General features: G+C 73.4%; 6 protein-coding genes. 1 reads left to right on the plus strand and 5 read right to left on the minus strand.

What is annotated here, in order from left to right; translation table 11 throughout:
- Positions 1 to 14: 14 nt before the first annotated feature.
- From ACFZDL_RS08410 to ACFZDL_RS08425, 4 genes are all read right to left on the minus strand, one after another.
- Entirely contained in the window at positions 15 to 1,151 is a 1,137-nt protein-coding gene (locus tag ACFZDL_RS08410) for a glycine amidinotransferase (RefSeq protein ID WP_353593492.1), read from the minus strand.
- Positions 1,152 to 1,185: 34 nt separating this feature from the next.
- Positions 1,186 to 7,593: an amino acid adenylation domain-containing protein gene (locus tag ACFZDL_RS08415; RefSeq protein ID WP_353593491.1), complete on the minus strand. Its 6,408-nt coding sequence runs from the start codon at positions 7,591 to 7,593 to the stop codon at positions 1,186 to 1,188.
- A 306-nt stretch (positions 7,594 to 7,899) separates the two neighbouring features.
- Positions 7,900 to 8,859 (minus strand): TauD/TfdA family dioxygenase, encoded by a 960-nt coding sequence (locus ACFZDL_RS08420; RefSeq protein ID WP_353593490.1) that lies wholly within the window; start codon positions 8,857 to 8,859, stop codon positions 7,900 to 7,902.
- 65 nt (positions 8,860 to 8,924) lie between these two features.
- Entirely contained in the window at positions 8,925 to 9,713 is a 789-nt protein-coding gene (locus ACFZDL_RS08425; protein ID WP_353593489.1) for an alpha/beta fold hydrolase, read from the minus strand.
- A 206-nt stretch (positions 9,714 to 9,919) separates the two neighbouring features.
- Between ACFZDL_RS08425 and ACFZDL_RS08430 the strand changes: the two genes are divergently transcribed.
- Positions 9,920 to 10,936, plus strand: a complete 1,017-nt coding sequence (locus ACFZDL_RS08430; protein ID WP_353593488.1) for a ferritin-like domain-containing protein — start codon at positions 9,920 to 9,922, stop codon at positions 10,934 to 10,936.
- A 73-nt stretch (positions 10,937 to 11,009) separates the two neighbouring features.
- Here the strand turns inward: ACFZDL_RS08430 and ACFZDL_RS08435 are convergent, their stop codons facing one another.
- Positions 11,010 to 12,677, minus strand: coding sequence for an AMP-binding protein (locus ACFZDL_RS08435; protein WP_353593487.1), 1,668 nt, complete (start codon positions 12,675 to 12,677; stop codon positions 11,010 to 11,012).
- Positions 12,678 to 12,875 lie beyond the last annotated feature (198 nt).

Raw genomic sequence — 12,875 nt, forward strand, 5'->3', positions numbered from 1 at the left:
GTCCCGGCCGTGCGTCAGACGAGGGGCTGGTACCGGAGAGCGGGGAAGTAGTCCTCGCGGGTGCCCTCGCGGCGCACGTCCCAGGTGGCGCAGTGGAGCGAGCCCCCGTACTCGAACACATGGCGGAAGGGAACGGTGAACACCTCGAAGTCGAGCTTGGCGAGCAGGTCCTGGAGCGGCTTCTCCCGCTCCTCGCAGATCACCTTGGTCGGCGACATGCTGAGCACGTTCATCGAGAGCCACTTGGAGGACTGGCAGTACCGGGGCATCTCGTCATTGCCCAGGACCGGCTGCGGGGCGTCGACCAGCTCCCAGTCGTTCGCGAGGAACATCTTCTCCTCGCCTTCGCGCAGCGGCCGCTCGGGGTTGGTGAGGACCAGTCCCGGGCGCAGCGGCACAAAGGTGCAGTCGATGTGCGAGGGGAAGAAGTCCAGCGGGAAGTGGACCGTATGGACCCGGAAGCCGCGCGGCTCCAGATGCCGCTTCAGCCAGCGGATGCCCGCCCGGTTGGTGGTCATCGACTCCTGGACCAGGATGTCGCGCCCCAGCCGGCTCATATCGGCGGCGTCGAAGACCACCTCGTCCTGGCCCACACAGAACTCGAAGGAGTGCATCCGCGCGTGCCGCTGCTCCAGCGGCCACTCCCAGAACTCCTCGCGGTACATCCCGTCGCGCATCGACGGCTTGGGCGCGGTCGTCCACTCGACGCCCGGGTCGGCGTTCCAGTACTCGTACACCAGCTTGCGATAGGGCTGGTACTCGAAGTACCGGGCCCGGCGCGACATGGTGGCCTCGATGATCTCGTTGCCCATCGTGATCATCACATCCCGCGGGCAGACCGCGCAGTACTGGTTCTCGACCGCGAAGCCGGGGGTGCGGACCGGGGCGGAGAAGTCATGCGGCTCCGGGCGGCGCACCGTGATGCCCTGGGACTTCAACAGCGCCACAAGACCGGCCAGTTCCTCGTTGGCCCGCTCGACGGCCTCCTCGGACTTCGGCCCGGTGGGGAACGGCGCGTCGGGGGCGTCGCGCACCGCGGGGCGGCTGCCGGGCTCCGTGGGCTCGAAGCAGGCGTTGTCGGCGGAGCCGACCACGATCTCCTGGAGCGGATCCCACTCGTTCCATGAATTGACGACCGCCGAGTATCGCATGTGCGCGTCCACCTGCCTGTTCCGTAAGACGTGGTCAGAGTGCGTCGCCGAGGGCCCGCGCGGTGCGACAGCGGAACACGGTCGCGACGTCGACGGTCCGGTCGAGCTCCGCTTCGATCCGGCCCGCCAGGCGCAGCGCGGTCAGCGAGTCACAGCCGAGGGCGAACACGTCGTCGTCCGCTCCGACGGACCCGTGCCCCAGCACCTCGGCGATCAGCTCGCACAGCCGCCGCACCGCGGGTTCGACGGCCGGTGCGGCGATGTCGGTGAGAAAGTGTCCGGTCGGGGCCGTCAGGGCCGCCGGCAGTTCGGTCAGCAGTTCCCGCAGCCGCGCCACCACCTGCCGGGCGTCCTCGGCGTCGAACAGGTCGGGGCGGTGACTGACCTCGAGGAGCAGCCGCCGGCCGGGCGCGACCATCAGCTTCAGGGGGTAGTGGTAGGCGTCGTACCCGGCCACGTCCGTCAGCCGCAGGCCGTCCTCCGGGCTGGGCAGGGCCTCGGCGGTCGGGAAGTTCTCGAAGACGACGCAGGTGTCGAACAGGGTGCCGATCCCCGCCGCCCGCTGGATGTCCGTCAGGGCGAGATGGTGGTACGGGAGGAGTTCGGCATGCTCGTCCTGCAGCCGCGCCAGCAGCCCGGCCACCGGCTCGGCCGCGTCCAGGCGCACCCGCACCGGCACGGTGTTGACGAACAGCCCCACCATCTCCTCGACCCTGGGGAGCTCGGCCACCCTCCCCGAGACCGTGGCCCCGAAGACGATGTCCCGGCGCCCGGTCCGCCGGTGCAGACACAGCGCCCACGCGGCCCGCAGCAGCGTGTTGAGCGTGACACCGGCCCGTCGCGACGCCTCCAGCAGCGCGGCGGTGTCCGGCTCGGACAGCTCGAACGCGACGCGTTCCGGCAGTACGCGGATCCGCGCGGTGTCCTGGCCGGGGCAGACCAGGGTGGGCTCCGTCAGGCCCGCCAGCGCGCCGCTCCAGGCGGTGTGCGCCTCCTCGCGGTCCTGCGCGGCCAGCCACCGCAGATAGTCGGGGTAGTGTCCGGGGGCGGGCAGATCGGTGTCCTCGCCGTGGTCGAAGAGCGCGAGCAGATCGCGCAGCAGCAGCGAGGTGGTCCAGCCGTCCACCAGCAGATGGTGCATGCTCAAGGCCAGGGTCTGCCGGTCCTCGGCGAGCGTGACCAGGGTGCAGCGGGCCAGCGGTGGCCGGGCCACATCGAAGCGTCGCCGCCGGTCGGCGTCCAGCAGCGCCTCCAGCCGGGCGTCCCGCTCCCGCGTGTCCAGGCCGGTCAGGTCGTGGGTGTGCCAGTCCATCCGGACCTCTTCCGGGATGACCTGCACCGGTTCCCCCGACCGCCGCTGCGCGAAGCCCGCGCGAAGCATCGGGTGGCGGCGCAGCAGAGCGTCGCACGCGCCCCGGAACCGCTCGGCGTCGAGCCGGCCCCGCACCTCCAAGGTGATCTGCACGTTGTAGACGTCCAGGTCCCCGCTGTCGTACCGGGCGTGGAAGAGCAGCCCCTCCTGGGTCGGGGTGAGCGGCAGCAGTTGGGTGACGGGCATGCCGATGCGGGCGCCGAGCCGGGACAGCTCCGCCTCGTCCCGCTCCCCGGCGTCCTCCACCGATCGCGTGGCCACGGGCCCGGGTGCCTGGGCACTCGTCCCGTACGCCACCAGGGCGCGCAGCGCGGCGAACCAGAGCCGGGCGATTTCACCGGACTCCCCCTCGGTCAGCAGACGAGGGGCCCACAGCCAGTGGGCGGCCAGCCGTGGCCCGGCCGGGCCGTCCTCGACCGCCGCGTTCACCTCGATGACATGCGCCAGCGGCATCCGCGGATCGGCCCCGCCCGGCAGCGCGTCCGACTCGGGTGCCACGCTCCAGTCCCCGTCGGCCGAACCGTCCTGCCGGCCCAGGTAGTTGAACCCGATCTGCGGGGCCGGGCAGGCCGCCAGCTCGGCGGCCGTGTCCGGGTTCAGATGGCGCAGCAGGCCGAAGCCGATGCCGCGCCGGGGGATCTCCCGGACCTGGTCCGCGATGCGGCGTACGGCTTCGCCCAGGCGTGCGGGCGCCGGGTCCCGGTCCGGGTCCCAGTCGCCGAACCCGGCGTCGAGCCGCATCGGATACAGGGAGGTGAGCCAGCCGACGGTGCCCGACAGGTCGATGTCCTCGCCGACGGGTTCACGGCCGTGTCCCTCCACATCGACCAGCACCGCGGTGCCGGCGCCGGCACCGGGGCGCCGCCAGGCGGCGACGGCGAGCGCCAGGCCGGTGAGCAGCACCTCCCTGGTGCCGGTGGACAAGGCGGCCGGCACCGTGGTGAGCAGTGGCGTGGTCAGGTCCTCGGGGAGGGTGAGGGTGAGTTCCCCGGCCGTGGCGTGGATGTCCCGGGACGGCGAGAGCCGGGCGTCGGTCAGCGCGATCCCGCCCGTACGCAGGATCCGGCGCCACAAGGGGAGCTCGTCCAGCACGGTGGGCGTCTTCGCCGCGGCGTACAGCCGGTGGCTCCACTCCCGCAGCGGGACGGGCACGGGGTCCGGCTCCGGCACGGGGGCGGCGCCGGCCGCCGTACGACCGCGCCAGGCGGTGTACAGATCGGTCAGCAGGATGTGCCAGGAGACCGCGTCGACGGCCAGGTGGTGGACGGTGACCAGCAGCCGCCCCGGCCGGCTCGCGCCGCAGTCGAACCAGGTGGCCCGCAGCATCACGCCGTCGCGCGGGGCGAGGGCGTCGGCGTCCTCGCCGGCGCGGTCCGCGATCCGGCGGCGGAGGTCGCCCGCGGCCAGGCCGGAGACGTCGACCCGCCGGACCGCCGCGCGCAGCCCGCGCGGGTCCACCGGGCCCAGGGCGAGCGAGCCGTCGTCCCGCAGCCGGGCGCGCAGCGCCTGGTGGCGCTCCACCACGGCTCGTACGGCGGCGGCCAGCCGGTCCGTGCCGAGCCCCGGCGCCACGCGCAGCAGCGTCGACTGGTGGAAGGCGTCGATCGCGCCGCCGCGTTCCAGAAGCCACCGTGTGATGGGTGTGGCGGGGACGGTGGCGGACGCCTCGTCGGGAGCGGGGGAGCCGGCCGCGGGGGCCGGGGCCGGCCGCTCCTCCTGCCCCAGGAACGCGGCCAGGGCGTCGGCCGTGCGATGGGTGAAGACCTGTTTGGGGGTGAACCGCAGCCCCGCCTCGCGTGCCCGGGCCACCAGTTGGATCACGGTGATGGAATCGCCGCCGAGGGTGAAGAAGTCATCCGAGGCCCCGACCGCGTCGGCGCCGAGCACCTGCGCGAAGAGTCCGGTGAGCGTGGCCGCCGCGTCCTGCTCCGGCCCCGCGTCCGGCCGGGTCTCCCCGGTCTCCCCGGTCGACCCGGTCGACCCGGTCTCCCCGGTGTCCATCGCATCCCCGGTCCGCGTGGCCTCCTGCCGCGCCGGTGGTGTCGGCTCCGCCGGGTCCGGCTGGGGCAGCGCCGCCCGGTCGACCTTGCCGTTGGGGCTCAGCGGCAGCGCGGGCAGGGGGACGAAGGCCGAGGGGAGCATGTACGCGGGGAGCTTCGCCGCGACACGTTCGGCCAGGGTGGCCACGTCGGCCTCCCGTCCGGGCGCCGCCACGACATACGCCACCAGGCGCGGCGCACCGGCGCGGTCCTCCCGTACCGCCGCGGCCACCTGGGCGACGGCGGGGTCGCCTCCGACCACGGCCTCGATCTCGCCCAGTTCGATCCGGAAGCCACGGACCTTGACCTGGTCGTCGGCCCGGCCGCCGTAGACCACCGTGCCGTCCGGCCGCCACCAGGCGATGTCGCCGGTCCGGTACATCCGTCCGCCGGGCGCGCCGAACGGGTCGGCGACGAAGCGGCCCGCGGTGAGCCCCGGCCGTCCGACATAGCCGCGGGCCAGCACTTCGCCGCCGATGTACAGCTCGCCGGGGACGCCTGCCGGGACCGGGCGCAGCCACGGGTCCAGGACATAGATCCGGGCGCCGGGGACGGGGCGGCCGATCGGCACCGCGCCCCGCGGCAGCGGATCCCCGGGCTCCAGGCGGTGTTCCACACAGCCCACGGTCGCCTCGGTGGGGCCGTACTCGTTCACGACCGTCACCCGAGGGTGGCGGTCCCGCCACGCGGCCAGCGCCTCCCCGGTCAACTGCTCGCCGCCCAGGACGAGTTCGCTCGTCGGGGAGTACCACGCGTCGGAGGCCACCAGCACCGGCAGATGGCTGGGCGTGGCCTTGACGAACGCGGGCCCGTCGCCCTCGGCCCCCGGCGGGGCGTCGAAGTCGTCCAGATCGACCACGCGCACCAGGCCGCCCGAGGTCAGCGGGCCGAAGATGCCGGTGACGGTGAGGTCGAAGGACGGTGGCGAGTGCACCAGCGCCTGTGCGGCCAGCCCCGGATAGGCCGCGCGGGCGAAGGACAGGTAGTTGTCGACCGTGCGGTGTTCCACCGCCACCCCCTTGGGGCGGCCGGTCGACCCCGAGGTGTAGATGACATAGGCGCGGTCGGCGGGGCGGATCGGAGTGCCGCGCTCGACGTCGTCCACCCCGTGGCCCGGCAGCGCCGCCAGCTCCGCCCGCACGGCGGGGTCGCCGAGCGGGACCGCCGACGGGTGCGCGGCGAGCGCCGGGTGGCCGGTGTCCGCGCAGACGACGGCGGACGGGGCGGCGTCGGCGAGCATGAACGCCACGCGCTCCGCCGGATATCCGGGGTCGACCGGCAGATATCCGGCCCCCGCCTTCAGGGACCCCAGCAGCGCCACGATCAGGTCGACACCGCGCGGCAGCGCCACGGCGACGAGGTCTCCCGGCCGTACGCCGCGCCGCAGCAGGAGCCGGGCCAGCCGGTTCGCGGCCTCGTCGAGCCCGCGGTAGCTGAGGGTGTCCGCCGGGCCGGCGACGGCCGGGGCGTCGGGGGTTCGGCGCGCCTGGGCCTCGAAGAGTTCGGGGAGCGTCGCCCGATCGCCTCCGTACGCCCCGGGCGACGGCACCTCCGGGCGGCGGGCCCACTCGCCCAGCACCTGCTCGCGCTCCCGGTCGGTCAGCAGGGGCAGGTGGGCGACGGGGGTGGTGGGGGAGTGGACGAAGGCGTCGAGCAGCAACCGCAGCCGGGTGCGGATCAGCTCCAGGCGGGCGCCGTCGAACAGACACCGGCGGTAGCTGATGTGCAGGCTCAGTCGGGGGCCTGGTATGGCGACCACGCTCAGCGGGTAGTGGGTGGCGCCGGTGATCTCCTGCTGGCCGCCGGCCTCGGTGTCCGCCCCGTCCGACCCCTCCGACCCCTCCGACCCACCCGCCCCGCCGGTCGCGTCGGTCGTGTCGGCGGAGTCTTCGGCGAGTGGCGCGATCCGCAGGCCCGGCACGCTGTCCCGCACGGATGCCCAGTCGAAGGGCGCGTCGCCGAAACCCGTCGAGGTGTCGTACAGCGTGTCAAGGCCGGACAGCCGCCGCACCTCGGTCAGCCCGAGGTGCTGATGCGGAGCCAGCGCGAACTGCTCGTCCTGGATCCGGGCGAACAGGTCGGCCAGCGGCTCCGCCGGGTCGATCCGCACCCGGACCGGGAGCGCGTTCATGAGCAGGCCCACCATCGCGTCGGCGCCGGGCAGCCGCGGCGGGCGGCCGTGCACGGTCTGGCCGAACACCACGTCGTCCCGCCCGGTCAGCAGGGAGAGCAGCAGCGACCAGACGCCCTGCACCACCGTGTTGAGGGTCAGCCCACATTTCCGGGCGGTCGCCGTCAGCGCCTCGGTGGCGTCCTCGGGAAGCGTGACGCGGGTCAGGCCGGGCATCTCCCCGTCGCCGGCCACGGGCGCCCCGGCGGCGACGAGCGTCGGCTCGGAGAGTCCCTGGAGGGCCGACCGCCAGGCCTCCTCGGCGGCCGGGCGGTCCTGCCGGGAGAGCCACCGCAGGAAGTCGGAGAACGGCGTGACCGGCCGCAGTCCCGCGTCCCCCGTGCCGTCGTCGCCCTCCGCCTTCCGGTGGTAAAGGGCGAACAGGTCCTCCAGCACCAGCGGCAGGGACCAGCCGTCGAGCAGGATGTGATGGTATGTCAGGACGAACACGTACTGGCTCTCGGCGAGCCGGACGAGCGCGAACCGCATCAGCGGCGGGGCCGTCATGTCGAAGCGGCGCGAGCGCTCCTCCTCGAGGAAGGCCACCAGCTTCTTCCGGCGCACGGACTCGGGGTCCGCGGAGAGGTCGAGCTCGGTCCACGGCGTCCGTACGGTCCGCCGGATCAGCTGCACCGCCTGCCCGTTCCCCCGCTGGCGGAAACCGGCGCGCAGCACGGCGTGGCGCGCGAGAGTGGCGGCGCAGGCCGCGCGCAGCGCCTTCGCCGAGACGTCTCCGAGCAGTTCGAGAGGGGCCTGGATGGTGTAGACGTCCGCAGCCTCGGAGTCGTACAGAGCGTGGAAGAGCATGCCCTCCTGCAGCGGAGTGAGGGGCAGCACGGACTCGATCGGCGACTGGGACACTTCGTTCACTGTCAGGTTCCCCGGAAGCGGTCGGCGGCGCGCGCCGAGGCGCGCGCTGTGTCAGTGATGGGTCATGTCATGGGCAGGCGTGGCGGGAAGCTGAGCCGACGGTTTTCGGCCACCGCGACGATGATGTCGCGCGGCCGATCCCCGGGCCAGGCAGCCGACCGGCAGCTTCCCTGCCCACCGACGGCCCGGCGGGCGCCCGGCGTTGCCGGTGCGCACAACTCAGCCGCACAACTCAGCCGCACAACTCAGCCGCACAACTCAGCCGCACGACTCAGCCGCACACCTCATGCGCGCGACTCAGCCGCGCAGGGCGGGCTGCGGCAGATCGGCCCTGGTGATCAGGTCGGACATGGACACCAGCACCCGGCGCTCCCCGGTGAACGCCTCCCGGCCGTGCGACCAGCGCATGTTGTCGATCACCAGCAGGTCGTGGCGGTGCCAGTCGAAGCGTTGCGCACGGCGCTCGAAGGCCGTACGGACCGCGGCGACCATCTCGTCCGGGATCGGGCTCCCGTCGCCGAACAGCACATCGTTGGGCAGCCCGCCCTCGCCGAACAGCGCCACCAGGTCCCTCCGCAGCCCCTGCGGCAGCGAGGACTGGTGGAACAGCACCAGGTGGTTGAACCACACCCGGCGCCCGGTGCGGGGGTGCGCCACGGTCGCCGGCGCCCCGCGCACCGTGCGCAGCCGGTCGTCCTCCAGCCACTCCCACTCCAGGCCGCCCGCCGCACAGAACCGGGCCACCTCCGCGCGGCTTTCGGTCTGGAAGGCCTCGCGCCAGTCGAGGCCGACACCGCTGCCGTAGTTGCGCACATACCGCAGCCCCCGCGCCGCCACGGCCCGCAGCACCTCGTCCGGGATGTCCTCCGCCACCCGCGCGACATCCGCGATCGGGGTGGCACCGCCGGTGTCCGCCGGGGTGGCGCAGAAGAAGGCCAGCCGGCCGGGCCAGGCACCGGCGTACGACGACTCGCAGTGCTGCGGGATCACCTCGCGCGCCGGGTACTCGGTGGAGGTGAAGACGCCGTCGCCCACCTCGCTGCGCGGCGTCGAGCGCTCGGTGTACTCCAGCGGCTTGAACCCGAGCCCGTCCAGGGCCTGTTGGAAATCTCCGACGCCCTCGGCGCCGGCCCCCCGGATCAGCACGGCCCCGGCCCCGGCGACGGCCTCGTCGATCGCCGGGACGTGCCGCCGCACGAAGGACCCCAGCCGCTCGCCGTCCGCCTCCAACACGGTGATGCCGGTCAGCTCGTCCACGCGTCACAACTCCCTGGGGAAGGGGCCCGGTGTCGGTGCCCCGGTATCGGTGAGAACACCACCGGTCAGCCGAGCACCGCCGTGACGGCGTCGAGCACGGCCGGAGCGCCGGTGAAGAGGTAGTCGTGCCCGCCGGGCAGCAGCTGGAGGGTGAACCCGGCCGAGGCACACGCCCGCCAGCGCTCCAGCTGGACCGCGCCCACCAGCGGGTCCTCGGCGCCGCCGAAGACATGCAGCGGACAGCCCACCGGCACCGGCCCGGCGCCGCGGTACACCTCGGTGAGCGCGAGGTCGCGCCGTACCGTGCGCAGCGCGTACCGCAGATACGACGGATACTCCCGAAGGCCGGGCGGGAAGCCGCCGAACCCCTCGAGCCAGGCGAGCAGTTCCCGGTCGTCCCGGTCCGAGATCCGCTTGGGCACCGGGGTGTGCGGCGCCCGGGACGCGGAGACCAGGAGCGCGCGGGGCGTGGGCAGGCCACGGCGGCCGGCGCGTACGGCGATCTCGTAGCCGAGGAGCGCGCCGAAGCTGTGGCCGAAGAGCGCGTACGGCAGGTCGAACTCGTCCGCGATGCCGTCGAGCACCGCGTCGGCCAGTTCCTCCAGCGTGTCCGGCACGGGCTCCCCGGCGCGCACACCACGGCCGGGGAGCTCGACCGTGGCCAGCTCGATGGTGTGGGGCGGGGTGAGGCGCCAGGGGGCGAACGACCCCGCGCTGCCACCCGCCTGGGGGAGACAGAACAGCCGCAGCCGGGGGCTGGGCGCGGTCACCCGGCCGACGATCCACGGAGTGTCCACACCACGCGCCGACGGGTTCGCGGGGTGGGAGGGTGGCACGGCGGCATGGGTTCGCATCCCGCTCCTTTCGTCGCCCTGCACTCACTGCGGGGCGGTGGCCCCGGCGGCCCCATCGTGTCCCGGTGGCGGGGCCCCGGCCAGGCACGGGGACCGGCAACCGCTCTGCCGCGAAGTTGCCCCCGGACCTGCCTGGTGGGCGGCCGGCTGGACCGGTGAGGATCGTGGCGACCGTCCGCCCTTGTGCCCGAGGGGATCGCACTCCCATGACCGCTCCTCCTGACGAGGCAGCCGACTCGCCCTTCTTCGTCCTGGACGCCGTGTCGGCGGACCTGATGAAGGTCGAATCACTCACCCAGGCGTGCCTGAACTGGGACTACGGCAAGCGTGACAGCCGTGTGTGGCGCCTGTACGAGAAGAACAAGGCCGGACAGTGGAACGCCGCCACCGACATCGACTGGGACCACGACGTCCGGTTCGGGGCCGAGCTGACGGAGGAGAACGGGGCGCGGCTCGCCGGCTTCGTGGTCGGCGAGGGCAGCCCGGTGCCGCGCGAACTGCTCACCCAGTTCCGCTGGGAGTACCAGGCCTGGATGTGCAGCCAGTTCCTCCACGGCGAGCAGGGCGCGCTGGTGACCACGGCCCGGCTGGTGGAGACCGTGCCCGACATGGACGCCAAGACCTACGCGGCCTCCCAGGTGGCCGACGAGGCGCGCCACGTCGAGGCGTTCGCGCGCTACATGGACGAGAAGCTGGGCACCGTCTACCCGGTCAACCCCGGGCTCGGGACGCTGCTCCACGACGTGCTGTCGGAGTCCCGGTGGGACATCGTCTACCTCGGCATGCAGGTCGTCATGGAGGGCCTGGCGATCACCGGGCTGCGGCTCGCCAGCAGCGGCTTCGGCGACCCGCTGATCCGCCAGATCACCAAGATGGTCGCGAGTGACGAGGCCCGGCACATCGCCTTCGGCGTCACCGCCCTCACCGGCATGTACGAGCAGGCGACCTCGGCCGAACTGCGCGAGCGCGAGGACTTCCTGCTGGAGTCCATCCGGCTGATGTCCCGCCGCTTCATGCTCCGCGAGGTGTGGGAGCGGATGGAGCTCGACGTGACCAAGGGGCTGCACTTCGCCCGCACCAACCCGATGATGGCCACCTACCGGCAGCTGCTGTTCCAGCAGGTGATCCATGTGCTGCGGCAGCTGGGCCTGTTGTCGGAGCGGGTGAAGGGGCTGCTGGTCGCGGAGAACCTGGTACGCCCGGAGGCGATGACGAGCCGCTGACGCGGCCCCGGCCACTGCCCGGCCACTGCCCGGCGCGCACCGCGCGCCGGGCATGCCGTCTGTCCGTGCCGGGTCAGCCCGCGGTCAGCGGCCGGGCCGCCGCCAACGCGCCGGAGCACACCGCCTGCCAGATGACGCGGCGCCGGGGCTTTCCGCTGGAGGTGACGGCGATCCCGCCCCGGGGCACCTCGACGGACAGCAACTCGGCGTCGCCGAGCCATTCGGACAACACCTCATGGGCGATCCGCCGCCACTCGGGCCGCGCCCCCGCGAACACCACCACCCCCGTGGGCGTGGCGTCGCGGACACCGAGGAGGACGGCGACCCGGCGCTCGGGGACACCTCGCTCATGCAGCAGGGTCTCCAGGCTCTCCGCGAACACCATCTTCCCGCTGACCTTGAGCCCGTCGCCCAGCCGGCCGATCACGAACAGCTGCCCGTCACGCAGGAACCCCGCGTCCCCGGTGCGCAGCCCCTCCTCACCGAGGCTGGTCCCGGAGGCGGACCCGGTGTCGCCGATGTATCCGCTCGCGATCGACACCCCGCTGACGAGGATTTCACCGACCCGCCCGTCCGGGAGCGGCGCCCCGTCCTCGGACACGATCGTCACCGTCCGGCCCGGCAGCGGCCGGCCGCAGCCCACCACCGCCGTCCCGGCCAGGGACGCGGTGTCGCCGGAGCCGTGGTCGGGCTGCCCCGTCGTCCAGCCCTCGCCAGGGGGCAGACCGGTCACCGCGAGCGTGGCCTCCGCGCTTCCGTAGGCGGGCACCAGCGCGCCGCGGTCGAGGCCGTGCGGGCCCAGCAGCGCGTGGAAGTCGCGCAGCACCCGCGGGTCGACCCGCTCCGCGCCGATGATCAAGGCCCGGAGCGCATCGAAGCGCAGACCCTCCAGATCGGCGGGGCTGACCCGGCGCAGGATGTACGACAGGCCGAAGTTGGGCATCGCCGTCATGACGACGCGCCGCTCGCTGAGGCAGCGCAGATAGCGCAGCGGGGAGCGGATGAAGTCGTCCGGCTGGAGCATCCAGCCGTCGAAGCCGGTGACGACGACATTGAGCAGAAAGCCGACCAGGCCCATGTCGTGGTGGACCGGCAGCCAGCTGGCCGCGGGGCGGTGCGGGGCACAGCCCAGCCAGAACCCCATCCCACCGATGTTGGTCCGCAGCGCCTCGGCGGAGATCCGCACACCGCGTGAGAAACCGCTCGACCCGGAGGTGAACTGCAGCAGCGCGGTCTCGGGAAGCGGCAGTGGCCTCTCCAGCGGCTCGGTGTCCGCGACGAGCTGGTCGAAGGACACCGGTTCGCCGACGCCCTGGTCGGCGGCGATCTTACGCAGCCGCTCCAGCGACTCGTCGTCGCAGACGACGGCCGCGGGGCGTACGGTCCGCAGCAGATGGGCGGCGTGCGCCTCGTACTCGTCGGCCCGCTGGTAGGCGAACGGCGGGGCGATGGCGCACGGTGTCGCCCCGGCGGCCAGAGCGCCGAAGAACCCGGCGACGAAGCCCGGGCTGGAGCGCTGCACCAGCGCCACCACCTCGCCCTGCCCCACCCCGTGCGCCCGCAGCGCGGCGGCCGTGGTGAGCACCAGCCGTCCCAGGTCGCGGTAGGACCAGAAGTCCCAGCCGTCGTCGTGGTTCGCGTAGTACAGGCCGCGCTCGGTGGACGCCTCGTCCAGCCAGTCGAGCAGGCCTCGGTCCGGGATTCCCAACGTCCCCGTCCTTTCCAGGAGTGCACGGGCCACGCCCGTACGTCCTTCGGGGCGCCACCGCGTGCCCGGCTGCCGGACAGCATCGCCACGAGGGCCCCGCGGCCACCAGGCAACCGGCCGGTAACTCGCCAGGGCGCGGGCGGCATTTCCACCAGCAACCGCGATTGCCGGTCGATTGCCTGGCAAGTGGCCGCGCCACCGATGCAGCATCGACCGAGATGGCGAGCCCTT

It is taken from the genome of Streptomyces sp. NPDC007917 (assembly GCF_042959105.1).
Taxonomy (GTDB): Bacteria; Actinomycetota; Actinomycetes; order Streptomycetales; family Streptomycetaceae; genus Streptomyces.